The organism is Pseudomonas sp. RIT-PI-o (genome assembly GCF_001297215.1).
Classification (GTDB): domain Bacteria; phylum Pseudomonadota; class Gammaproteobacteria; order Pseudomonadales; family Pseudomonadaceae; genus Aquipseudomonas; species Aquipseudomonas moraviensis_A.
The window spans coordinates 99,804-123,786 of record NZ_LHPA01000005.1 but is presented as its reverse complement, the minus strand read 5'-3'; the positions used below and the strand labels follow the sequence as shown (position 1 = coordinate 123,786).

The following is a 23,983-nucleotide window of genomic DNA, read 5'->3' as shown; positions in this document are numbered from 1 at the left end:
GCGAGAGACTTCAACGGAACGTGCCAGGCGCTTTGAACAACAACGGCTGCGGTCTGGCAGGGCGACTTTGCAAACTGTCACAGGTAAATAACTGCGGACGCTCTATGACATAACCCTGAGCGTAATCCACACCTATTTCAAGCAATGCCTGTTCGATCTGGTTAGTTTCAACAAACTCGGCAATTGTCTGCTTACCCATAACATGGCCGATGTGATTGATCACCTCGACCATTGCCCGATTAATCGGGTCGTCCAGCATGTCCTTTACGAAACTCCCGTCGATCTTCAGGAAGTCTACAGGCAAATGTTTCAAGTAAGCGAATGAAGACATTCCGGCACAAAAGTCATCCAGGGAAAAGTGACAACCTAAGCCTTTGAGTTCATTGATAAAACGAATTGCGCTGCCAAGATTGGCGATTGCACTGGTTTCAGTAATTTCAAAACAAATCATTTCAGGCGGTATAGCGTAGTTAACAAACTGTTCGCGCAGGAAGTGCAAAAACGCGTCATCTCCGATAGTAATGCCTGACAGATTAATCGCACACATCGCTAACGGAAGTTCATGTTCCTGCTCAATACACTGAGCAATTACCTTAAACACGTTCTGAACTACCCAGCGATCTAACTGGGTCATCAAACCATAGCGCTCTGCCGCCGGAATAAAGCTGTCCGGCAAAATCATCCGCCCCGACTCATCGTGCAAACGCAGGAGGATCTCGATGTGCCCGGCCTGACCGGGTTGCGGCTTGAGCGGCGCGATCTGTTGGGCATACAGGCAGAAGCGGTTTTCCTCCAGCGCCATGTGCAGCCGTTGCACCCAGGCCATTTCACCGAAGCGCATGGACAGTTCGGAATCGTCGGCGTGATAGACCTGCACGCGGTTGCGGCCCTTTTCCTTGGCCATGTAGCAGGCCATGTCTGCCGCCCGCAGCGAGGCCTCAAGGGTGGTCGGATTCTGCGCCACGTGGACCAGGCCGATACTGACCGTGGTCAGAAACGGCCGCCCTTTCCAGACAAAATGCAGGTTCTGCACGGTCTGGCGCAGGCTCTCGGCAATCTTCTCCGCCACCTCCGGCGGGCAGTTCTCCAGCAGGATGCCGAATTCGTCGCCGCCCAGCCGCGCCAGCGTGTCGCCCTCGCGCAGGCCCGATTGCAGCAGCGTGCAGATATGCCGCAACAACTCATCGCCTGCCGCATGGCCGCAGGTGTCGTTGACCAGTTTGAACTGGTCCAGGTCGAGGAACATCAGCGCATGCCGCCCGGGCTGGCGTGTCAGGTTGTGCAAGGCCTGTTCGAGGCGATATTCGAATTCGCGGCGGTTGGCCAGCCCGGTCAGCGCATCATGGGTCGCCTGCCACGACAGATTGGCGATGTACTGCCGCTCCTGGGTCATGTCGTGCAACACCAGCACGGTGCCGCTGACATTGCCGGCATTGCGGATCGGCGCACCGACCAGGGTCACCGACAACGTGCTGCCATCCAGACGCTGAATCAATTTGGAATGCTCGCTGCCGCCGCTGAGCTGACCGCTGAGAATGTGCTCGATCAAGGTCAGCCCTTCGGTCTGGGCATTCTCGTCGAGCAGGTTGAACAGCGCCGACAGCGGCAGCCCCGCCGCCTGCTCGGCCTTCCAGTGGGTCATGGCCTCGGCGGCCGGGTTCATGTAATCGATCGCGCCGTTGACGTCGGTGGTGATCACGCCATCGCCAATCGACTGCAAGGTGATGTGCGCGCGATCCTTCTCCAGTTGCAGTGCCTGGGCAAATTCATGTCGTTGTTTGAGCAGTTTGTGCGTGCGCCACAGCGCCAGCACGATCAGACCCAGCGCGGTGGCCAGGTTGGTGAACAGCAAAATCCGCATGATCACCCGCGACCCTTCGCCCAAGGCATCGCTGAAAGCCCTGGCTGCCGGGGTCACGGCATCGTTGATGGCGAAGATCTGCACTTTCCAGCGCTGCACATCGCCAGGGCTGGCCTGGTTCCGGGCCATGCCCTGATGCATCTCCTGCGCGACTTCGTGCAGTCGGTCGAGATAGGCGTCGCCGACGGTCCAGCGCTCGATCGCCGTTTCGAGATAACTGAAATGGCGAAAATTGAGGTACAGCCAGATCAGGCTGGAGACGTCGTCGGGGTGATTGCCGCCCTTGAGTATGCCTTCGCGCGCGGCCTGCAGATCCGGCGGCTGACGATCCAGCGCCAAGCGCAATTCGTGCCCGCCCTGGGGCACGGCGATGGCCGTCAGGTACTTGCGGTAGATCGCCTCGTCACGGCTGTCGGCGTAGAGGTTCAAATAATAGATGGCGTCTTTCTGGCCCTTGGACCACAGGCTTTCGCCAGCCACGTAGCCACGCACGGCCGAAAGCACGTAAAGGCTCACGCCCCCGAGTAATGCCTGGAACACCACGACAGCAATAAAGGGCCAGACGATACCCAACAACCGTGGTGTTCCCAGAGTCTGCTTTTGCTTCATGAGAGTCCTTGCATGAGCACTGCCCGCTCGCCTTCCGGGCGAATTCGCTATGACGAGACTAGGTGGGGTTCTCGTTCAAGGCAAGGCGCGGCCTTACACCGCGCGCAGAACGTCTGACAGGTCGGCGAAGGTTTCGATCAGTGCTGTTGCAAGTTGCCGTAGAGCTTGGCGTACAGACCGCCGTCGGCGATCAGTTGGCGATGGTCGCCGTCCTCGGCGATCTGCCCGCCGTCGAACACCAGCACCCGGTCCGCCTGCTTAACCGCCGAAAGGCGATGGGCAATGATCAATGTGGTGCGACCGTTGAGAAATTTCGCCATCGCCTGATGCCGGTTGTACTCGGTGGCGGCGTCGAGGGCCGAGGTGGCTTCGTCGAGAATGACCACTTTCGGCTCGGCGAGGATCATCCGTGCGATCGCCAGACGTTGGCGCTGGCCGCCGGACAAACGCACGCCGGAACGACCGACGATGCTGTCGAGGCCATCTGGCAGCGCGCGGATGGTCGAGGCCATTTGCGCAATTTCCAGAGCCTGCCAGCAGGCTTCGTCGCTGCGAATCCGGCCCATGGTCAGGTTGGCGCGCACGCTGTCGTTGAACAGTGCCGGATGCTGCAGCACCACCGCGACGTTCTCGCGCACCGTCTCCAGACCGATTTCCTGCTGGGTCGACCCGCCAAAGCGAATGGTCCCGGCCGCTGGCGTGTACAGGCCCAACAGCAGCTGCACCAAAGTACTCTTGCCGCCGCCGCTGGCGCCGACAATCGCAACTTTCTCGCCGGGCAGGATCGACAGGTTCATCTGATCCAGCACCAGCTCGTCGCCATAACCGAAGCTCAGGCCTTGCACCTCGATGCCGACGGTGTCGCGGCCCTTGAACGGATCGACGCCGCCGGGATACTGCGGCTCGTCGGCGCGCGCCAGCAGTTCATTGATCCGCGCCAGTGCGCCGCCCGCCGCGTAGTAGGCGTATTGCAGGTTAAGCAACTGTTCGACCGGGCCGATCATGAACCACAGGTAACTGAACACCGCGAGCATCTGGCCGATCGACAGGTCGGAAAACAGCACGGTGAGCATCGCTGCTGCGCGGAAGATGTCGATGCCGAACTGGAACAGCAAACCACTGGCGCGATTCGAGGCGTCGGTTTTCCACTGCGAGTTGACCGCGTAGTTGCGCACTTCCTGCGCTCGCAACCCGAGGCGCCCGAGGAAATAGCCCTGGCGGTTGCCGGCGCGCACTTCCTGAATCGCATCGAGGGTTTCACTCAGCGCCTGGGTGAAGCGCGAAGTGCTGTCGTTCTCCAGTTTCTTCAGATGTTTGACACGTTTGCCCAACTGCACCGTGGCGTAGATCACCAACGGGTTGAACAGCAGAATCAGCAGCGCCAGCTTCCAGTGCATCCACATCAGGATGCTGGCGGTGCCGACCAGGGTCAGCATGGCCACAAGGAAGCGGCTAAGGGTTTCGCCGACGAATTTATCCAGCGTGTCCAGATCGGTGACCAGATGCGTCGTCACCGTACCGCTGCCAAGGCTTTCGTATTCGCCGAGGGAGATACGCTTGAGCCGTTCGATCAGACGCATGCGAATCCGGTAGACGATGTCCTTGGCCAGCCGCGCGAACAGCCGCGACTGCAAAACACCAAAACATAGGGCGCTGCAACGCAAAGTCAGGGTCACCACCAGCATCAGGCCGATATAACCCGCCGCCTGCTGCCACATGCTCGGCAGGAAATGGTTCATGACTTTCAGTGCCGCATCGCCGTGGCCGAGCAGGACTTCGTCGACCAGCAATGGCAGCAGCAACGGAATCGGCACACTGCACAACGTCGCCAGCACAGCCACGCCGTTGGCGATCCACAGGGATTTCTTGTGATGCAATGCCAGACGCCGGACTTCGGCCCAGCTCAGCCGGTCGACACGCTCTACGGCTGGCGTGTCATCGGCCCGGTCAGACACAGGCCGCGCGCTCCAGCCAGCGGCCGAGCAACGGCGACAGCTCGCTGAGCGGTTGATAGCCATTGGTCAGCAGCGCCAGTTGACCGTTGCGCTCGGCGAGCAGGGTCGGGAATCCGGCGATGCCCAGATCCTGCACCCAGCTGAAATCGGCCTGAGTCGCCTTGTGCTGCTCGGCATGATCGAACAGCGCGGCGAATTCGATACGCGGCACACCGGCCTGCTCCGCCAGTTCGACCAGCACGCTGGCCTGAGTGACATCGCGACCTTCGGCATAGAACGCCTGCTGGATCAGCCCGACCAACGTCCACGCGCAATCCGGCGCCAGACTGCGCGCGGTCACGATGGCGCGACAGGCCGGTTCGGTGTCGTAGACAAATCCGTCAGGCAACGCGCCGTCGAATTTGAACGGCTGGCCGGTGGCCTCGGTGACCGCTTGCCAGTGCTCAAGAATGTAGCGTCGCGTGGTCGGCTCCAGTGCCGAACCGCTGCCGGTACGCAAACCGCCAACCACCAGATGCAGCTCGACCCCGGCTGCCTGCGCCTGCTCGACCAGTGCCTTGGCCACCGGAGCAAATCCCCAGCACCACGAACACATCGGATCCATCACATAGAGCAGGCGCGCAGACATGGTTAAGCCTCGGTGGATGCTTGCTTATAGTTGTAGCCGATCGGGTGCGGCTGGTTGCGCGCCTTGGCCAGTTCGATCTGCTTTTGCCGATCGATGGCGCTGCGCCGGGTCTTCTCGCTGAGCTTGTCCCAGCAATGCGGGCAACTGATGCCGGCGACGTAGTGCTCGGAGGCGCGATCCTCAACGCTGACCGGTGTGCGGCAGGCATGACATTGATCGTAGTCGCCTTCCGTCAGGTCGTGACGCACGGTCACGCGGTTGTCGAAGACGAAGCAGTCGCCGTGCCACTTGGTTTCTTCCTGCGGCACCTCTTCGAGGTACTTCAGGATGCCGCCCTTGAGGTGGTAGACCTCTTCGAAACCTTCGCCGAGCATGTAGCTCGAGGCTTTTTCGCAGCGAATGCCGCCGGTGCAGAACATCGCGACCTTCTTGTGCACGGCCGGGTCGAAGTGTTCTTTGATGTAGTCGGGAAACTCGCGAAAACTGGTGGTTTTCGGATCGATGGCGCCTTCGAAGGTGCCGATCGACACTTCGTAATCGTTGCGCGTGTCGATCAGCAGCACTTCCGGGTCGCTGATCAGCGCATTCCAGTCCTGCGGCTCGACGTAGGTGCCAACCTTCTTGTTCGGGTCAACGCCTTCGACGCCGAGGGTGACGATCTCTTTCTTCAGCTTGACCTTGGTGCGGTAGAACGGCTGCTCGTCGCAGTAGGATTCCTTGTGGTCGATGTCGACCATGCGCGGATCGTTCTTCAGCCAGGCGAGCAGACCATCGATACCCTCACGGCTGCCGGAAACCGTGCCGTTGATGCCTTCTTCGGCGATCAACAGGGTGCCTTTGATGCCGTTGTCGACCATCGCTTGCAGCAGTGGCTCGCGCAGGTCAACGTAATCTTCGAGAGTGACGAACTTGTACAGTGCCGCCACGACAATCGGTTGTGTCATGGGTATTTCTCCAGGTGGCTACCCTCGCAAAGGGTGAACCGGATTCAAAAAAAACGCGCCGGCTAAGCGGCGCGTTGCGGATTCTAGCAAAAAACACGGTCAATTGACGGTGCACTGATATCTCTGTGGCAAGGGAGCTTGCTCCCGCTTGGCTGCGCAGCAGTCATAAAACCAGCAAGCGCATTCCTTCAGCTCGTGCACCTTTGCAGCCTCGGGAGCGCTGCGCACTCCAGCGGGAGCAAGCTCCCTCGCCACAACAGCCCTCACTATCCTCAGTGTTTGCTACCGCCAGCACAGGTCGGCGACGCCGGGGCGCCATCGAGCTCTGCCCATTCCTGCGGGGTATAGGTGTGCAGCGCCAACGCATGGAACTCGCCCATCAGCTCGCCGAGCGTGCCGTAGACTTTCTGGTGCCGCTTGACCCGGTTCAGGCCTTCGAACTGCGTGCTGACCACCACAGCCTTGTAGTGGGTCTGTAACCCGCGACTGTGCATGTGGCTTTCGTCCAGCACTTGCAGGTGCTCAGGCTGTAACAAAGCCAGCGTCGATTCGATGCGTTGTTGCATGGTCATCACGAACTCCGCTTACTTCTTCTTGGCCGGCGCAGCAGCGCCTTTCGGGTCCAGCTCTTTGGTCATGTCGTCGAGCAGCTTGTTGACCACAGGCACCGCGCTTTCCAGTTTGCCCTGGGTCATCTGCGCCGACTGCTGGGTCAGCTGTGGCATTTTTTCGAGGACTTTCTTGCCCAGTGGAGACTGGTAGAAAGCCACCAGATCCTTCAGCTCGGATTCGCTGAAGTTGCTGGTGTAGAGCTTGACCATGTCCGGCTTGAGCTTGTTCCAGCCGATGGCCTGGTCCAGCGCGGCGTTGGCCTTGGCCTGGTAGGTTTCGAGAACGGCTTTCTTCGACTCCGGCGCTTTGGTCTGTTCAAAGCGCTGGGCGAACATTTGCTGCACTTGCATGTACACCGGGGTGCCCAGCTTGTCAGCGTGAGCCAGCGTCAGGAAAGCTTCGGCACTGGCGTTGTGGCTGGCGGTATCGGCAAGCACCTGGCCGCTGGCGCAAACCAGTGCAACCGCGGTACAGATGGCGCGAAGACGAGTCATCGAGTTTCCTTTAAGCAAAGCGAGGTCGAACCCCAAGGGCGACCATTCTGCGCCTAACAATCGCTGTGGCTCAACCCCCGCCCCTTGCCGCGCTTGATTGGCGGGGCTTTGCGGTCAACAATCGAGCCGATGGAACCACCCGGGCCGATGCCGGCCTAAATTGCGCCAACAGACCAACAGGAGTGTGCACGATGAGCCGTATCGAAACCGACAGCCTGGGCCAGATCGAAGTCCCGGACGACGCTTACTGGGGTGCTCAGACGCAACGCTCGCTGATCAACTTCGCCATTGGTCAGGAACGCATGCCGCTACCGGTGCTGCATGCCCTGGCGCTGATCAAGAAAGCCGCCGCGCGGGTCAACGACCGCAACGGCGATCTGCCCGCCGACATCGCCCGCCTGATCGAACAGGCCGCCGATGAAGTCCTCGCCGGCGAGCACGACGAGCAGTTTCCGCTCGTCGTCTGGCAGACCGGCAGCGGCACCCAGAGCAACATGAACGTCAACGAGGTGATCGCCGGCCGCGCCAACGAACTGGCCGGCAACCCGCGCGGCGGCAAGTCGCCGGTGCACCCGAACGATCACGTCAACCGCTCGCAAAGCTCCAACGACTGCTTCCCTACCGCCATGAGCATCGCCACCGCCAAAGCGGTACAGGAACAGCTGCTGCCGGCGATTGCCGAGTTGTCCGGCGGCCTCGCTGAACTGGCGGCGCGCCATATGAAACTGGTGAAGACCGGGCGCACGCACATGATGGACGCGACGCCGATCACCTTCGGTCAGGAGCTGTCCGGGTTCATCGCGCAACTGGATTACGCCGAGCGCGCGATTCGTGCCGCGCTGCCGGCTGTCTGCGAGCTGGCCCAAGGCGGCACTGCGGTCGGCACCGGGCTCAATTCGCCCCACGGCTTCGGCGAGGCGATTGCCGCCGAGCTCGCTGCGCTGTCCGGCTTGCCGTTCGTCACCGCGCCGAACAAATTTGCCGCGCTGGCCGGCCATGAGCCGCTGGTCACCCTGTCCGGTGCGCTGAAAACCCTCGCCGTGGCGCTGATGAAAATTGCCAACGACCTGCGTCTGCTGGGCTCGGGTCCGCGCGCGGGGTTCGCGGAAGTGAAGCTGCCGGCCAACGAACCGGGCAGCTCGATCATGCCCGGCAAGGTCAACCCGACCCAGTGCGAAGCGCTGTCGATGCTCGCCTGTCAGGTGCGCGGCAACGACGTGGCGATCGGTATTGCTGCGAGCCAGGGGCACTTGCAGTTGAACGTGTTCAAACCGGTGATCATCCATAACCTGCTGCAATCGATCCGTTTGCTCGGCGATGGCTGCAGCAACTTCCAGGAGCACTGCATCGCCGGACTCGAGCCGGATGCCGAGGCCATGGCCAAACATCTGGAGCGTGGGCTGATGCTGGTGACCGCGCTGAACCCGCACATCGGTTATGACAAGTCGGCGGAGATCGCCAAGAAGGCCTACAGCGAAGGCCTGACTTTGCGTGAGGCGGCGTTGCAGCTGGGTTATCTGACTGATGAAGAGTTCGATGCGTGGGTGCGGCCGGAGAACATGATCGAAGCGGGCGCCAAGGGCTAGATCTGTAGCGTCTGTTAGTCAGTCATCGCGAGCAGGCTCACTCCTACAGGGGGTACGCATTCCAACTGTAGGAGTGAGCCTGCTCGCGATGAAGCTGACGCGGTTTAACTGGCTGCCATCTTCAGCCGGCGCGCCCTGAGCCCGGCAATCAACGATGGCCCCAGCGCCACCAGCGCCGAACCCAGCACCACCAGCACCGCCCCGCCATAGCCCAGGGCATTGATCTGCTCGGCATGCACATACTCGGGCCAGATCCGCGCCGCAATGGCCACCGCAACAAACGTCACCAACGGCGTGATCGCCAGCGTCGCACTGACCCGGGACGCTTCCCAATGCGCCAGCGCTTCGGCGAATGCGCCGTAAGCGATCAAGGTATTCATGCAACACGCCAGCAACAGCCAGCCCTGCAGCGGGCTCAGCGCCAGCGCTTCCAGCGGATGCACCCACGGCGTCAGCAACAGCGCGCAGAACAGGTAGATCACCATCATCACCTGCAACGAATTCCACACCGTCAGCAATTGCTTCTGGCCCAGCGCGTAAAAGGTCCAGACGGTCGACGCCAGCAACACCAACAGCACGCCAGCGGTGTAATCGGACAGCGAGGTCAGCAGTTCGGCCAGGCGCTGATTGAAGAACAGGCCAAAGCCGAGCAGCAGCACCAGCAAGCCGATGCCCTGGCCGATGCTGAAGCGTTCCTTGAACACGAACAGGCTGGCAATCAGCAACATGATCGGGCCCATTTGCACCACCAGTTGCGCGGTGCCGGGGCTGAGCAGGTTGAGGCCCATCAGGTACAGCACGTAATTGCCGACCAGCCCCAGCACGGCCATCAGCACCAGCCAGCCGCCCTTGGGGCCGAGCACCTTGCGACTCGGCAGGCGTTTGACCGAGGCCAGATAGATGAACAGGCAGCCGCCGGACACCAACAGGCGAAACCAGGTCACCGTGACCGGGTCCATCACCAGCAGCACCTGTTTGAGCTTGATCGGCAGGATGCCCCACAGAAACGCGGTCAGCAGTGCCAGGAACAGTCCGTATACCCAGCGCCCCGATGAAATGTGCATGCGAACCCCAAAAGCCTGCTGACAAGAGCGGTCATTCTAGGCGCCCTGTCCCGTGCGACACAGGGACAGTTGCCGGCAGGCCGCGAATGAAACTGTGCAGGTCGCAGCAGTAAACCGCCACGCCGCCGTTGATCGGCCGGACAGGCGCGCCAAGTGCTTCAGGCATAAGCTGATTGCAGACTTTTCCACACATTGATCAGGGAGACCGACATGTACGCCATGCGCGCCGAGGACAGCGCCCCCGCCACCCGTTTTCGCAGCGACCGTGTGTGTCGGGTCAATGGCGAGCTGTATTTCAGCACCCGGGAAAATACTCTTGAGGGGCCGTTTGACGGTCAGGTGATTGAGCGGGAGATTCAGGCTTATATCGCGCGGATGCAGCGGCAGGATTCCAATCGGACAACCGGTTGATGCCATCGCGAGCAGGCTCACTCCTACATTTGGAACGCGTTCCCCTGTAGGAGTGAGCCTGCTCGCGATAGCGGTTGATCAATCAACGCATCAGTCAGGGCTTAGCGCACCGCCTCAAACAACCCCGTCGCCCCCATCCCGCCACCCACACACATGGTGACGATGCCGTAACGCAGATTGCGCCGCTGCAACTCGCGAATCAGATGCCCGACCTGGCGCGAGCCGGTCATGCCGAACGGGTGGCCGATGGAAATCGAGCCGCCATTGACGTTGTACTTCTCGTTGTCGATCTCCAGCCGGTCGCGGCTGTACAGGCACTGCGAGGCGAACGCCTCGTTCAATTCCCACAGATCGATATCCGCCACTTGCAGGCCCTTGGCCTTGAGCAGTTTCGGCACCGAGAATACCGGGCCGATGCCCATTTCGTCCGGCTCGCAACCCGCCACGGTGAAGCCACGGAAAAACGCTTTGGGTTTGAGCCCCAGCTCCAGGGCTTTGTCCAGACTCATCACCAGCGTCATCGACGCACCGTCGGACAGCTGTGATGAATTGCCCGCCGTCACCGAACCGTCGTCGGCGAATACCGGCTTCAAACCGGCAAGGCTTTCGTAGGTCGTGTCCGGACGGTTGCAGTCGTCGCGCTCGACGACGCCGTCGACAATCTGCACCTCACCGCTGGTCTTGTCCTCGACGCGGTATTTCACCGCCATCGGCACGATTTCGTCATCGAATAGGCCGGCTGCTTGCGCTTGCGCCGTACGCATCTGGCTTTGCAGCGCATAACGATCCTGCGCTTCGCGGCTGACACCGTAACGGCGCGCCACCACTTCTGCGGTCTGGCCCATGGTGTAGTAGATGCCGGGGGTCTGCTGCTTGAGCAGAGGGTTGATCAGGTGATCGGTGTTGACGCTTTTCAGGGTCAGGCTGATCGACTCGACGCCGCCGGCAACGATGATCTCGCTGCAACCGGAGGAGATCTGGTTGGCGGCAATCGCAATCGCCTGCAGGCCCGACGAGCAGAAGCGGTTGAGGGTCATGCCGGCGGTGCCGGGGCCCAATCGCGAGAGCACCGCGACGTTGCGGCCGATGTTGTAGCCCTGCGCGCCTTCGTTGGAGCCGGCGCCAATGATGCAATCCTCGACGCTGGCCGGGTCGATATCGTTGCGTGTCAGCAGCGCATTGACGCAGTGGGCCGCCATGTCATCGGGGCGGGTCTGGGTGAACTTGCCGCGAAAGGATTTGGCCAGGCCGGTCCGCACGCTGTCGACGATCACCACTTCACGCATGGCATACCTCATTGTTGTTGTCGGTTGAAAGTGGACCTGAGCATAAGTCCACCTTCTTGCCGACCGCGAGGATCATTCACCCGGCGTATGCGCGGCCATCGTCTCAGTCCTTGTGCTTCCGGGCCTTCTTGTCGGATTTCTCGAACGCATCTTCCAGCGCACGGTTGATGGTGCGCAGGACTTTCACCCGTGCCCAGCGCTTGTCGTTGGCCTCGACCAGGGTCCACGGCGCGATCTCGGTGCTGGTGCGATCGACCATGTCACCGACCGCCGCACGATAGGCGTCCCATTTTTCCCGATTGCGCCAGTCGTCTTCAGTGATCTTGAAACGCTTGAAGGAAATCTCTTCGCGCTCCTGAAAGCGTTCCATCTGGGTGTCCTTGTCGATGGCCAGCCAGAACTTGACGACGATGACCCCGGCGTCGGTCAGCTGCTCCTCGAAATCATTGATCTCGCCATAGGCGCGCAACCAGTCGGCCTGGGTGCAGAAGCCTTCGACGCGCTCGACCAGCACCCGCCCATACCACGAGCGGTCGAACACGGTGAATTTGCCCCGTGCCGGAATGTGTCGCCAGAACCGCCACAGGTACGGTTGCGCGCGCTCTTCTTCGGTCGGCGCGGCAATCGGCACGATGCTGTACTGACGCGGGTCGAGCGCCGCCGCCACCCGCCGGATCGCACCGCCCTTGCCGGCCGCATCGTTGCCTTCGAACACCGCAATCAGCGCATGGCGACGCATGCGTTTATCGCGCATCAGCCCGGACAGGCGCGCTTGCTCGCTGATCAGTTGTTCTTCGTAGGCTTTCTTGTCCAGACGCTGTGTCAGGTCGAGGCTGTCGAGCAGGTTCAACTGATCGACCGGCGCCCCCAGCGGCGCGGCGCTCACCTCACGCGGATTGACCTCGGCGCGTTTGAGCGCACTTTGCAGTCCTTCAAGGAGGATCTTGCCCACCGCCAGGCTGCGGTAGTTGGCGTCGGCGCCTTCAATGATGTGCCACGGCGCGTAATCGCGACTGGTACGGCGCAACACGCGCTCGCCGTATTTGACGAACTTGTCGTAGGTCTGCGATTGCTGCCAGTCCAGCGGACTGATGCGCCAGCTGTGCAGCGGGTCGTCGGCCAGTGATTTGAGCCGCGCTTTCATCTGCTTTTTGGACAGGTGAAACCAGAACTTGAAGATCAGCGCACCTTCATCGCAGAGCATCTTTTCCAGACGCTCGGCGCCGGCAATGGCCTGATCCAGTCGGGGATCCTTGAACAACCCATGAACCCTGCCCTGCAGCATCTGGCTGTACCAGTTGCCGAAGAACACCCCCATCCGCCCCTTGGCCGGCAGCATCCGCCAGTAGCGCCAGGCCGGTGGCCGCGCGAGTTCTTCATCGGTTTGCTGGTCGAAGGTGCGCACTTCGATCAGGCGCGGGTCCATCCATTCATTGAGCAGTTTGACCGTCTCGCCCTTGCCCGCGCCTTCAATGCCGTTGATCAGGATGATCACCGGGAAGCGCTTCTGCTGCTGCAACTCGAACTGCGCTTCCAGCAAGGCTTCACGCAGCGCAGGGACCGCCGCCTCATAAGTGTCTTTGTCGATGGCGTGACCGATTTCAGCGGATTCAAACATGGGACGGCTCCTTCCAGGGTTCAGCAAGACTAGCGGATTGGGCACGGGCGCGGCGCAGAAATTCCCTGTGTTCAACGATTGTCCCCGAGCGGTCGATGCTGGACCTTGCGCTGGATCAGGCAGCCCTCGCGCGATCGGCTAGAATGGCCGCCTTGTGTTTGCCGAGCCTGCCATGAAAGCCGAAATGCCCCACGCCCAACTCGACTGGGATGACCACGGACGCCCACGTTCGCGGGTGTTCGATGACGTGTATTTTTCCGACCAGTCGGGGCTGGAGGAAACCCGTTACGTGTTCCTCGAACAGAACCGCCTGGCCGAGCGTTTCGCTGCGCTGCCGGCCAATGGGCGCCTGGTCATTGGCGAAACCGGCTTCGGCACCGGGTTGAATTTTCTCTGTGCCTGGCAGCTGTTCGAGCAACACGCAGTGGCGGGCGCGCGCCTGCATTTTGTCAGCGTCGAGAAGTACCCGCTGGCGCCTGCGGACATGCACCGAGCCTTGGCATTGTGGCCGGAGCTCAAGCCGTTGGCCGATCAGTTACTCAAGCACTACGTAGCGATTCATCCAGGCTTTCAGCGCATCACGCTGGCCGGAGGTCGGGTGACGCTGACCTTGCTGATTGGCGATGCACTGGAGCAACTGCCGCAACTCGATGCGCAGATCGACGCGTGGTTTCTCGACGGTTTCGCCCCGGCGAAAAACCCCGACATGTGGACGGCTGAACTGTTCGTCGAACTGGCGCGTCTGGCCGCGCCGGGCTCGACCATCAGCACCTTTACCAGCACCGGTTGGGTGCGACGCTTGCTCAATGCTGCCGGGTTCAAGATGAAACGCACGCCGGGCATTGGCCACAAATGGGAAATCCTGCGTGGCGAGTTTCTCGGCTGGCCCGCCGAGGTGGCGGCGCCGGTGCCGGCAAAACCCTGGTTTGCCCGCCCTGCTCCGTTGCGCGGCGAACGCCGGGCGTTGGTGATCGGCGCCGGTCTCGCCGGCTGCGCAACGGCGTCGAGCCTGGCGGCACGTGGCTGGCACGTGAGTCTGCTCGAGCGTCATGCTGAGGTGGCGCAAGAAGCCTCGGGCAATCCGCAAGGCGTGCTCTATCTGAAGCTGTCCGCCCATGGCACCGCGTTGTCGCAGTTGATTGTCAGCGGCTTCGGTTACACCCGGCGACTGCTCGAAACGCTGCAGCGCGGTACTGACTGGGATGACTGCGGCGTGCTGCAATTGGCGTTCAATGCCAAGGAAGCCGAACGTCATGGGCAACTGGCGGCGGCGTTTCCCGAAGATCTTCTGCAATGGCTGGAACAGCCCGAAGCCCAGGCGCGTGCCGGTGTCGGCGTGGCCCATGGCGGTTTGTTCTATCCCGAGGGCGGTTGGGTGCATCCGCCGGCGCTGTGTCAGGCCCAGGCGATGCACGTCAACATCGAACTGCTCAGCCATCACCATGCCCTGGAGCTGCGCAAGGTCGCTGACCAGTGGCAAGCCCTCGACGGCGAACGCCTGCTCGCCAGTGCAGCGGTTGTGGTACTGGCCGGAGCCGCAGACATCCAACGCTTTGCCCAGAGCGCCGAATTGCCGCTCAAGCGCATTCGCGGACAGATCACGCGTCTGGCTGAAACCGCAGAAAGTCATGCCTTGGCGACGGTGGTGTGCGCCGAAGGCTACGTCGCCCCGGCGCGTCTGGGCGAGCACACCCTGGGCGCCAGTTTCGACTTCAACAGCGACGATCTGACGCCCACGACTGCCGAGCATCAAGGCAATCTGGCAATGCTCGAAGAGATCTCCAGCGATCTGCTGGCACGTCTGAACATCAGCGAGCAGCCGCTTGAGCACCTTGAGGGCCGCGCCGCCTTCCGCTGCACCAGCCCGGACTACCTGCCGATCGTCGGCCCGCTCGCCGATCGCGCAGCCTTTGTCCAGACCTACGCGGCCCTGAGCAAGGATGCCCGGCAAGTGCCAGACAATCCCTGCCCATGGCTCGACGGACTCTACGTCAACAGCGGCCACGGTTCTCGCGGACTGATCACCGCGCCGCTGTCCGGCGAACTGCTCGCCGCGTGGCTGGACAACGAGCCGCTGCCGTTGCCACGCAACGTGGCCGAAGCCTGCCATCCCAACCGTTTCGCATTACGGCAGTTGATTCGCGGCAAGTGAACCTCACGTATCGGGCATCGCGCAGAGGCCGAGGTCCATCAAGCGGATCGATTCTTCGGTCAGGCGCTTGATCACGGCCTCTTGCGCCTGTTCCTTCTCAAGTTTGAGGGCATCCGCCTGACTCACATAGTCGGCACTGAGCAGTGTGTCCGCCTGCTCATCCAGCGCGCTCATTCGCGGGGCGAACGATTCATCGATCAGCGAAAATTTGCGTGTAAACGTACGCTTCAGGTAGTCACGCCAGAACGTTTGCGCCTGGATGAATTTCAGCCACTGAGGCGAGAGTTCGGCGGTCGTGATGCGGTTTTTTGCGGTTTCCAGATCCGTTGCAGTGACGCCGCTCTGCGCATTGAACAGCATGCTTTGCGGCTGGCCGGGCAGCTCCAGCGCCTTGGCCAGCCCGACGCGATACGCCAGATTGACCTCCAACGGATCCGACTTCACAGCCTTGACGGCATGTTCGCGGGCAATCGCGTTCAACCGATCCAGCCGGAACAGGCCGCGCCCCAGATTGAGCAGCGGTTTGGCCGTGACTCTGCCGCCTGCCCCCTTGGTGACCTGATCAACTTCAACGGCGACTTCCAGGTGACTGAAATTGAGCGCCGCGCTGTCAATGCAGTTGATCGGGTTGGCGGCCAGATCGAGCAACTGATCGCACAGAGCACCGTCAGCCTCCGCCGCCTTCAACACTCTCCAGACCCGTCGCTGCATGTCTGCGCTGCCCTTGGTGGCGTCGGCCGTGTCGCCCAGTTGCGCGAGCAAATGAAACAGGCCTTCGGCGCGGGTATCGTCACGAAATGCCGCCCAGATTCGCGCCTGCTCGGCCGAGTCTGCAGCGGACGTTCTGGTCAACCATAACGATCGCGCAGTCTGCTCGTTGAGGCGGGGAATGTCATCGGCGGAATAGCCCATTCCGATACCGAAATTTTCGCGATAGTCATCCAGATGCGTTTTGCTTGTTTCGTTGAAGGGATTCAGCCCCAGGTCGAGCACGCCGGTGAATCGTCGATTTTTTTCAAACAGCCAGTCGGGCAGTTCCCTGATCTGGTTTTTGCTCAGATCCATCCATTCAATGTGCGCAGCATTGTTGAGGCCTTCGGGCAATTCCGTGATGCCTGTCTCGCGCAGCGTCAATCGACGCAGGTCGGTCATCTGACTGACATCAGGGGTAGCGCCCAACGGATTACTGTCCAGATTCAGATACCGCACCGTCCGCAGCCGATTCAGTTTCGCCAGTGTCTGCTCGGTCAACTTCAGCTTATTGCCCGGCAGACTCAACCGTTTGAGCCTGGGCATATACGAGAGCACTTCAGGGAGACGGGTGATTTTATTGTTGTCGAGTTCCAGCGACTCGAGCTGTTTGAAGGATTTGAGGAAGTACACGATATCGTCATCCTGCTCCATGTTTCTCATCGACAGGTGCTGGATATGGGCAAAGCTCAAACCCGTTGGCAGGGTCGGCAGTTTACCGACCCGCATGCCGTCAAGATTGAGGGCGCAGACCCGGTCGCCCTGCTCATCATTGATCCAATTGAATCGACGAAAGCCCTCCTCGATCAGTTCAGCGGCCATTTTGCGGCTGTGTCGCGCCTCTGCCCGATCACCGCCCATGGCCGCCAGGGCAACGCCATCCTCACTCCAGGTAAACAGCGCGTCGCGCAGGGTTTTCACGTCCTCGCGCAAGGCTTTGACCCGGGTTGCGCGGCTCAGCGAATCGTCGCCCAGTTCATCGAGCAATTGGCCGGCCTGGGTGTCGTCCAAGCGTGGAAACAGTTTGCGCACTTTGCGCAGCAGCTTGCGTGAATGAGCTGTCGCGGGGACCTGATCGCCTTGCACACAGGCCGGCTCGACAGCCGATGGTTCAATGCTGTCGCCGAGCAATGTCCGCGCAGTGACCTCGCGTTCGTCGAGGGCAACATTGAGCAGCTTTTTGCGTAACTGTTGCGTACTGACCTGTCCGGCGTCGGCAAATCCGAGCGCTGCCCGCTGACGTGACGGCAGCGCCTTGAGGATGGCCATGTATAACGCGCCGGGGCCGGATTTCACCTTGCCCAGGGATTTCCTGTCGCCGCCAAAGGCTTCATAGCCCTCAGTGGACTTCACCAGATAGCCGGTATTGTCGGAGGTCGCCGACGCATCGCCGACCTCTTCGAGCAACGGTCCGGTCAAGGCCTTGTCGCGTACCTGCAGACGCAGTTGAGCGTCCCATCCGCTGAGGCGCGGCAGCAATTTCACGGCCAGCTTGTCTGTGTCGGCATTGGCCAGTCGCGACCAGTGCAACCCGCTCAGCGCCCGGTCAAGCCGCACCTCGGCCACACCGGCCCGAACCCGCTGCCCCAGGCGCAATGGCACGCGCCCGGTCGAACGCAGGTGCAGGCGCTCGACACTCGGAGCGCGGTCAATCAGCCTTTGGCCAAGGCGCGCCGGAATGTCGGCGAAGACCTTGCGCAATTTGTCCAGATCCTGCGCGTCACTGTGGTCGTAGCGCTTGTACATCCGCTCGAACGCCGCGCGGTAATCCGCCTTGAGCGCAGCAGCCAGTTTTTTCGCCAGCGCAGAAGCCTGGGTGGTTTTCGCGACTTGGCCGCCGAGCATGGCCTCGACTTCATGCGGGTAAAGGCCACCGATCACGGTTTGCAGCAAGCGTCCGAGTGCCAACTGGCCTTGAGTGACCGGCACTTGCAGGGTTTCGTCGAGCGTGCTGTTTGCAGGATAAGTGGTGTCGACGTCGCCTTCATGACCGGCGACCTTGATGTAGCGGTCAGTCGGCCAGCCCGGCAGTTGCGTCAAGGCATGCATCTGTTCCTCGACAGGTTGCCCGGAGTGAAACTCGCCATTGGCCAGCTCCGTCGTCAGCTCCCGCAGCTGCCGCCCGATGCGCACGCGCTCGACGGTATCGCGCAGGCGTACCGGCAACTTCAGATTGTCATTGAACGTGTCGAGCAGGGTCTGCTGCGAGGTGTCGCTCAGCCGGCGCAGCATGTCCAGATCACTGTCGGCAAATTCGCTCAACTGCGGATCGATGCGCTTGAGCGTGTAGGCGGAACTGCCCCATTCTTCGGGCTCCTCGGCAGGGAGCCGCCAGCCGCCTTCGACGTGGCGGATCAGTTCGGGGGCATAGGCTTGTGCGCGGCCGGCGTGTTCCAGGCGCCAGCGCTGGGTGTCGGTATCAAAGTTGCCGGCCAACAGGCGGTGCTCGAGGCGGCCGATAGTCTTGCTGCCGATCTGGTAGAACTCCTTGGAGCCGGCATCGATGGTGAATCCGGCCGGCAGAGAATGCTCGTACGGGCTCAAATCAGCCTTCCACAGGCGTGGCTTGCCGGCCTGGCCGAGAATGGCGGTGAACTGCGCGAAGAACTGCGGATGCTCGCGCAGCAGTTTTTTGCCCAGTGTTCCCAGCGCTTTCTGCCCCCCGGCAAAGACGCCCATCAATGCGACGTTCTCGACCACACTGAGCAGATGTGACAGCGCTTGTTGATGATCACCGCGACGCCAGTCCTCGACGCCTTCATACACTTCGCCGAGCAATTGCCCGACCGCGACGCCCATCATCAATTGCCCCAGGACCGGCACGAACAGCCCGGCCACCGACGCCACGCTCACCCCGCGCTGAACGAAATCCAACAGACGTTTCTGCCGCGCCGCTTCATCGATATCAGCCGTCGGCACCGCCAGTTTGCGCGCGTCGATCTGCAGCTTGCCGACATGGCTCTGCACCATGAAATCGAAGAGCGGCACGTTGATCGGCCACTGTTCGACCAACCCCAGATCAGGTTTTTCGGCAAGCGACTTGAAGAAGTCGGCCTTGTCATCTTCATCGAGGCTGCCGGCGAAATACCCCTGATATTCGGTGCTCTTGAGTTGTTGCGCGAGGTAGCGCTTGAACGCGTTGAAACTCGGATATTCATACACCGCTCGCTCGGGCTCGCCGGGCATGTACACCATGCATCCGTCCTCAGGGTGTTGCTGCACGGAGCGTTTGGAAAACACGACCACGCCCCACACGCAACTGTCGAGGATTTTGATGCCCTGCATGATCACCGGGTCTTTGCCGTAGCGCAGGTTTTGCGCCGACGCCACGCCCTCGGCCACCATCAGATCCTGCAGCATGCGCAGGCCTGCCGTAGTGATATCGCCCTTGAGCGCGGCCAGATGGGCGTCCAGTTCCAGCAGCGATTGCTTCAATGCGGCGATATCGCGGGTCATGGCACTGGTCGCGACGACTTTGCCGCTGTCATCACGCAGACCGAACACTTGCTGCAGATGCTCCTGGTACTTCTTGCCCAGATCCAGCTTGCGGCAAAACGCTGCGAACGCTGCCGGCGTCAGATCTTTCACGCCAGCGGGCGCACTTTTGATGCGCACCAGACTGCCGGCGGGGAAACCGTCGGCCAGTTCCTCGTCTTCGGTGAAATTCTGCATGGCTGCTTGCAACAGGGTCTGGGTTGCGTGTCTGACCAGGTCGATACCGGCCTGATCCGTCGCCGTCGCATCGCAGCCGCAATCGACGCCCGGCAGACTGAGCACATCCTCGCCTGCGTCATAGACCGCTGGCCATTTCGCGCTCAGCGCCGCGTCGAGTTCGCTGATGCAGAAGCTGTGCAAGGGTTTGAGCCGGGTCAATTGCTTATCGACCTTGAGTTGCAGGGTGTGCAGCTCACGATTGATTTCGTCCAGCTTGACCAGCGTGGCCGTGGACGCCTTGAGCAAATACGCCGGCAAGCGTTTTTCCAGGACTTCAGCGGTGTCGAGGTCGCCTGTGGCGTCATACAGGGTGCTCAGGACTGACGCCTGAATCGGTGGATTTGTCTTGTCTTGGGTGGGCATGGCAATAGTCCTTTATTGCGATTTGAACCCTCGACCCTAGCGATGCCGGACGGCCAATAACAGTTCAAATTCCTGGGCCGAATCCGCGCAGATCAACCGTGTTTTTGTATGGAAAAAATAGCCCTGCACCACCCGCGCGGAACGTCGACGCCCAGCGGGGGCTTATGCACAAAAAGTGTAAAGGCACGCAGGCAAATCCGGCGCTCGATCGGCGCTGATAGCGTGACGACAGGAGGCAGCGCGGCTGACTTATAACTTATCGATCTAAAACTCCACCTACCGAGACAGGTCAGTTTCTGAGTACCCGCACTTTCCGCGTGGTACGGCTTGACCTTCCCCAACGGAAAAACCGGTAAGGACTTTATGTGCGGATTAGCTGGCGAGTTACGTTTTGATCAACAACCTGCAGACCTTGCAGCGATCGAGAGAATCACCCATCACCTGGCCCCTCGCGGCCCTGACGCGTGGGGCTTCCATGCCCAAGGGCCGATTGCCCTGGGCCATCGACGCCTGAAAATCATGGACCTGTCGGACGGCTCGGCGCAGCCGATGATCGACAGCCAGTTGGGCCTGTCCCTGGCCTTCAACGGCGCGATCTACAACTTCCCGGAATTGCGCGAAGAGCTCGAAGGGCTGGGTTATGCCTTCTATTCCGGCGGCGACACCGAAGTGCTGCTCAAGGGATATCACGCCTGGGGCGAGGCGCTGCTGCCGAAACTCAACGGCATGTTCGCCTTTGCCATTTGGGAGCGCGATGCCCAGCGCCTGTTCATCGCCCGTGACCGTCTCGGCGTGAAGCCGTTGTACCTGTCGCGCACCGGCCAGCGCTTGCGCTTTGCCTCGGCACTGCCAGCCCTGCTCAAGGGCGGCGATATCAACCCGATCCTCGATCCGGTGGCGCTCAACCACTACCTGAATTTCCACGCAGTCGTGCCTGCGCCGCGCACATTGCTGGCCGGCATCGAAAAACTGCCGCCCGCCACCTGGATGCGCGTTGAAGCCGATGGCCGCACCGAACAGAAGACCTGGTGGACCCTGCCCTACGGCCCGCATGAGGATGAGAAAAACCTCAACCTCGAAGACTGGGTCGATCGCGTTCTCGACAGCACCCGCGAAGCGGTGGCAATTCGTCAGCGTGCGGCGGTTGATGTCGGTGTGTTGCTCTCGGGCGGTGTCGATTCGAGCATGCTCGTCGGCCTGTTGCGCGAAGTCGGTGTAGAGAATCTCTCGACCTTCTCCATCGGGTTTCAGGACGCCGGCGGCGAACGCGGCGACGAATTCCAGTACTCGGACCTGATCGCCAAGCACTACGGCCCCCGCCACCACCAATTGCGCATCGACGAGAAAGAAATCATCGAGCAACTGCCCGCCGCGTTCCGCGCGATGAGCGAGCCGATGGTCAGCCACGACTGCATTGCCTTCTACCTGTTGTCCCGGGAAGTGGCCAAGCACTGCAAAGTGGTGCAGAGCGGCCAGGGTGCCGACGAGTTGTTTGCCGGCTATCACTGGTATCCGCAAGTCGACGGCGCGGCCGATCCTTACGCGGCTTACCGCGATGCGTTTTTCGACCGCAGCTATGACGACTATGCCGCAACCGTGCAGCCGAAATGGCTGGTCGGTCACGACGCAGCAGGCGACTTCGTCAAAGAGCATTTTGCCCAGCCTGGCGCTGATGCCGCGGTGGACAAAGCCTTGCGTCTGGACAGCACGGTGATGCTGGTCGATGACCCGGTCAAACGCGTCGACAACATGACCATGGCCTGGGGCCTGGAAGCGCGTACGCCGTTCCTCGACTATCGACTGGTCGAACTGTCGGCCCGCGTGCCCGGCAAATTCAAGCTCCCCGATGGCGGTAAACAAGTGCTCAAGGAAGCCGCGCGTCGGGTCATTCCAAGCGAAGTGATCGACCGCAAGAAAGGCTATTTCCCGGTGCCGGGCCTCAAGCATCTGCAGGGCGACACGCTCAATTGGGTGCGCGAGCTGCTGCTCGATCCGAGCCAGGATCGCGGCCTGTTCAACCCGACCATGCTCGACAAGCTTTTGACTGATCCACAAGGCCAGCTGACCCCGTTGCGCGGTTCGAAATTGTGGCAACTGGCGGCCCTGAACCTGTGGCTCAGTGAACAAGGAATCTGATTGATGAAACCCCATGCCACGTCCATCAACCAACGCTTGTTGCGTGGTCAGGCCCCCTCGTATGAACGTTTGCAGGCGCGCTTGGCCGAAGACGGCAGCGAACCTGCTACCGCCCCGATTGCCGTGCATTGCGGTTGGGGCAGGCTGCTGATTGGTCACACCTTTCCCGACCCGGCGTCACTGGCGCAGGAACTGCTCAACGAGCAGCCCGGCGAGCGCGACATCGCCCTGTACGTCGCCGCACCGCAGCAGATTCTCGGCCTCGAGCCGACTCAGCTGTTTCTCGATCCATCCGACACCCTGCGCCTGTGGTTCAGCGATTATCGTCAGGCGACACGGGTGTTTCGCGGCTTCCGCATTCGTCGTGCGCAGAGCGAAACCGACTGGCAGGGCATCAACCGTTTGTATCAGGCGCGCGGCATGTTGCCGATCGATCCGGAGCTGCTCACCCCGCATCATCAGGGCGGCCCGGTGTACTGGCTGGCGGAAGACGAGGACAGCGGCGCGGTGATCGGCAGTGTCATGGGCCTAAATCATCAGAATGCCTTCAACGACCCGGAACACGGCAGCAGCCTGTGGTGCCTGGCGGTCGATCCGCATTGCTCGCGTCCGGGCGTCGGTGAAGTGCTGGTGCGGCACCTGGTCGAGCACTTCATGAGTCGCGGCCTGGCCTACCTGGACCTGTCGGTACTGCACGACAACCGTCAGGCGAAAAGCCTTTACGCCAAACTGGGCTTCCGCAACCTGCCGACCTTCGCCATCAAGCGCAAGAACGGTATCAACCAGCCGCTGTTTCTCGGTCCGGGGCCGGAGGCGAATTTCAATCCTTACGCACGGATCATTGTCGAAGAAGCGCATCGGCGCGGTATCGATGTGCAAGTGGATGACGCCGACGCCGGGCTGTTTACCCTCAGCCATGGCGGCCGCCGCGTGCGCTGCCGCGAGTCGCTGAGCGATCTGACCAGCGCGATCAGCATGACCCTGTGCCAAGACAAAAGCCTGACCCATAAAGTGCTGAAGGCCGCAGGCCTGAAACTGCCGGCCCAGCAACTGGCGGGCAATGCCGACGATAATCTGGCCTTTCTCGATGAGCATCAGCGTGTAGTGGTCAAACCTCTCGACGGCGAACAGGGCCACGGCGTGGCTGTGGATCTGCGCACCATTGAAGAAGTGCAGAAGGCCATCGAAACCGCCAAGCAGTTCGACAGTCGCGTGCTGCTGGAAAGCTTCCACGAAGGCCTTGATCTACGAATTGTGGTGATCGGTTTCGAAGTGGTTGCGGCAGCGATTCGCCGTCCGGCGGAAGTGGTTGGCGATGGTCAGCATTCGATCGGTGCGCTGATCGAAGCGCAAAGCCGCCGTCGGCAAGCGGCCACCAGTGGCGAAAGCAAGATTCCCCTGGACCACGAAACCCAACGCACGCTGCACGCCGCCGGCTATGACTACAGCAGCATTCTGCCGGCCGGCGAGCATCTGTTCGTGCGGCGCACGGCCAATCTGCACACCGGCGGGACGCTGGAAGACGTGACGGCGATTCTTCATCCGACCCTGGTCGACGCGGCGGTGCGTGCGGCGCGAGCGCTGGACATTCCGATGGTCGGCCTCGATCTCATGGTGCCGGCGGCGGATCAGCCCGAGTACGTTTTCATCGAAGCCAACGAACGTGCCGGCCTGGCCAACCATGAACCGCAGCCGACGGCGGAGCGCTTTGTCGATCTGTTGTTTCCGCACAGTCAGCCGGCTGCCTCTTGAACCTTCATTGTTCCGGCTGACGCCTTCGCGAGCAGGCTCGCTCCCACA

The 23,983-nt window shown here is 61.3% G+C and carries 15 protein-coding genes; 5 read left to right on the top strand and 10 right to left on the bottom strand.

All coding sequences use genetic code 11. The features are described from left to right. Window positions 1–10 precede the first annotated feature (10 nt). From AEQ63_RS01145 to AEQ63_RS01120, 6 genes are all read right to left on the bottom strand, one after another. A complete protein-coding gene (locus AEQ63_RS01145) occupies window positions 11–2,470 on the bottom strand; it encodes an EAL domain-containing protein (RefSeq protein WP_064361496.1) in 2,460 nt (819 codons plus the stop codon). Between the two features lie 137 nt (window positions 2,471–2,607). Continuing rightward, window positions 2,608–4,425 (bottom strand): ABC transporter ATP-binding protein, encoded by a 1,818-nt coding sequence (locus AEQ63_RS01140; protein ID WP_064361495.1) that lies wholly within the window; start codon window positions 4,423–4,425, stop codon window positions 2,608–2,610. After that, a complete protein-coding gene (locus tag AEQ63_RS01135; RefSeq protein WP_172667887.1) occupies window positions 4,418–5,020 on the bottom strand; it encodes a DsbA family protein in 603 nt (200 codons plus the stop codon). The genes AEQ63_RS01140 and AEQ63_RS01135 overlap by 8 nt, the downstream gene beginning before the upstream one ends. A gap of 35 nt (window positions 5,021–5,055) precedes the next feature. Next, window positions 5,056–5,997, bottom strand: a complete 942-nt coding sequence (gene trhO / locus AEQ63_RS01130) for an oxygen-dependent tRNA uridine(34) hydroxylase TrhO (RefSeq protein WP_064361494.1) — start codon at window positions 5,995–5,997, stop codon at window positions 5,056–5,058. 272 nt (window positions 5,998–6,269) lie between these two features. Then, window positions 6,270–6,569, bottom strand: a complete 300-nt coding sequence (locus AEQ63_RS01125; RefSeq protein WP_064361493.1) for a BolA family protein — start codon at window positions 6,567–6,569, stop codon at window positions 6,270–6,272. Window positions 6,570–6,581: 12 nt separating this feature from the next. Further along, window positions 6,582–7,103 carry a DUF2059 domain-containing protein gene (locus AEQ63_RS01120; protein WP_039760068.1) on the bottom strand — a complete coding sequence of 174 codons (522 nt, stop codon included), beginning with the start codon at window positions 7,101–7,103 and terminating at the stop codon, window positions 6,582–6,584. Between the two features lie 191 nt (window positions 7,104–7,294). Between AEQ63_RS01120 and AEQ63_RS01115 the strand changes: the two genes are divergently transcribed. Then, complete coding sequence (locus AEQ63_RS01115) at window positions 7,295–8,689, top strand: class II fumarate hydratase (protein WP_064361492.1); 1,395 nt, start codon at window positions 7,295–7,297, stop codon at window positions 8,687–8,689. 104 nt (window positions 8,690–8,793) lie between these two features. On the opposite strand, the gene AEQ63_RS01110 is transcribed toward AEQ63_RS01115, so the two are convergent. Beyond that, complete coding sequence (locus tag AEQ63_RS01110) at window positions 8,794–9,753, bottom strand: DMT family transporter (RefSeq protein WP_042607952.1); 960 nt, start codon at window positions 9,751–9,753, stop codon at window positions 8,794–8,796. Window positions 9,754–9,963: 210 nt separating this feature from the next. Here AEQ63_RS01110 and AEQ63_RS01105 point away from each other — a divergent pair, with 210 nt between their 5' ends. Then, window positions 9,964–10,164: a DUF6316 family protein gene (locus tag AEQ63_RS01105; RefSeq protein ID WP_042607953.1), complete on the top strand. Its 201-nt coding sequence runs from the start codon at window positions 9,964–9,966 to the stop codon at window positions 10,162–10,164. Window positions 10,165–10,265: 101 nt separating this feature from the next. Here AEQ63_RS01105 and AEQ63_RS01100 read toward each other — a convergent pair whose 3' ends face one another. Both AEQ63_RS01100 and pap read right to left on the bottom strand, forming a co-directional pair. Continuing rightward, window positions 10,266–11,450, bottom strand: a complete 1,185-nt coding sequence (locus AEQ63_RS01100; RefSeq protein ID WP_064361491.1) for a thiolase family protein — start codon at window positions 11,448–11,450, stop codon at window positions 10,266–10,268. A 103-nt stretch (window positions 11,451–11,553) separates the two neighbouring features. Further along, window positions 11,554–13,068 (bottom strand): polyphosphate:AMP phosphotransferase, encoded by a 1,515-nt coding sequence (gene pap, locus AEQ63_RS01095; RefSeq protein ID WP_064361490.1) that lies wholly within the window; start codon window positions 13,066–13,068, stop codon window positions 11,554–11,556. 172 nt (window positions 13,069–13,240) lie between these two features. Between pap and mnmC the strand changes: the two genes are divergently transcribed. Beyond that, window positions 13,241–15,220, top strand: a complete 1,980-nt coding sequence (gene mnmC, locus AEQ63_RS01090; protein WP_064361489.1) for a bifunctional tRNA (5-methylaminomethyl-2-thiouridine)(34)-methyltransferase MnmD/FAD-dependent 5-carboxymethylaminomethyl-2-thiouridine(34) oxidoreductase MnmC — start codon at window positions 13,241–13,243, stop codon at window positions 15,218–15,220. A 3-nt stretch (window positions 15,221–15,223) separates the two neighbouring features. Here mnmC and AEQ63_RS01085 read toward each other — a convergent pair whose 3' ends face one another. After that, window positions 15,224–20,047: an NEL-type E3 ubiquitin ligase domain-containing protein gene (locus tag AEQ63_RS01085; RefSeq protein ID WP_064361488.1), complete on the bottom strand. Its 4,824-nt coding sequence runs from the start codon at window positions 20,045–20,047 to the stop codon at window positions 15,224–15,226. A 363-nt stretch (window positions 20,048–20,410) separates the two neighbouring features. Here AEQ63_RS01085 and AEQ63_RS01080 point away from each other — a divergent pair, with 363 nt between their 5' ends. Both AEQ63_RS01080 and ngg read left to right on the top strand, forming a co-directional pair. Continuing rightward, a complete protein-coding gene (locus AEQ63_RS01080; RefSeq protein ID WP_064361487.1) occupies window positions 20,411–22,183 on the top strand; it encodes an N-acetylglutaminylglutamine amidotransferase in 1,773 nt (590 codons plus the stop codon). Window positions 22,184–22,186: 3 nt separating this feature from the next. Then, window positions 22,187–23,935: an N-acetylglutaminylglutamine synthetase gene (gene ngg / locus AEQ63_RS01075; RefSeq protein WP_064361486.1), complete on the top strand. Its 1,749-nt coding sequence runs from the start codon at window positions 22,187–22,189 to the stop codon at window positions 23,933–23,935. Window positions 23,936–23,983 lie beyond the last annotated feature (48 nt).

Bases quoted from the DNA above. Each gene is read 5' to 3' on its own strand.
- AEQ63_RS01145 (WP_064361496.1), bottom strand. From the start codon at position 2,470: ATGAAGCAAAAGCAGACTCTGGGAACACCACGGTTGTTGGGTATCGTC.
- AEQ63_RS01135 (WP_172667887.1), bottom strand. From the start codon at position 5,020: ATGTGTTCGTGGTGCTGGGGATTTGCTCCGGTGGCCAAGGCACTGGTC.
- trhO (WP_064361494.1), bottom strand. From the start codon at position 5,997: ATGACACAACCGATTGTCGTGGCGGCACTGTACAAGTTCGTCACTCTC.
- AEQ63_RS01125 (WP_064361493.1), bottom strand. From the start codon at position 6,569: ATGACCATGCAACAACGCATCGAATCGACGCTGGCTTTGTTACAGCCT.
- AEQ63_RS01120 (WP_039760068.1), bottom strand. From the start codon at position 7,103: ATGACTCGTCTTCGCGCCATCTGTACCGCGGTTGCACTGGTTTGCGCC.
- AEQ63_RS01115 (WP_064361492.1), top strand. From the start codon at position 7,295: ATGAGCCGTATCGAAACCGACAGCCTGGGCCAGATCGAAGTCCCGGAC.
- AEQ63_RS01110 (WP_042607952.1), bottom strand. From the start codon at position 9,753: ATGCACATTTCATCGGGGCGCTGGGTATACGGACTGTTCCTGGCACTG.
- AEQ63_RS01105 (WP_042607953.1), top strand. From the start codon at position 9,964: ATGTACGCCATGCGCGCCGAGGACAGCGCCCCCGCCACCCGTTTTCGC.
- AEQ63_RS01100 (WP_064361491.1), bottom strand. From the start codon at position 11,450: ATGCGTGAAGTGGTGATCGTCGACAGCGTGCGGACCGGCCTGGCCAAA.
- pap (WP_064361490.1), bottom strand. From the start codon at position 13,068: ATGTTTGAATCCGCTGAAATCGGTCACGCCATCGACAAAGACACTTAT.
- mnmC (WP_064361489.1), top strand. From the start codon at position 13,241: ATGAAAGCCGAAATGCCCCACGCCCAACTCGACTGGGATGACCACGGA.
- AEQ63_RS01085 (WP_064361488.1), bottom strand. From the start codon at position 20,047: ATGCCCACCCAAGACAAGACAAATCCACCGATTCAGGCGTCAGTCCTG.
- AEQ63_RS01080 (WP_064361487.1), top strand. From the start codon at position 20,411: ATGTGCGGATTAGCTGGCGAGTTACGTTTTGATCAACAACCTGCAGAC.
- ngg (WP_064361486.1), top strand. From the start codon at position 22,187: ATGAAACCCCATGCCACGTCCATCAACCAACGCTTGTTGCGTGGTCAG.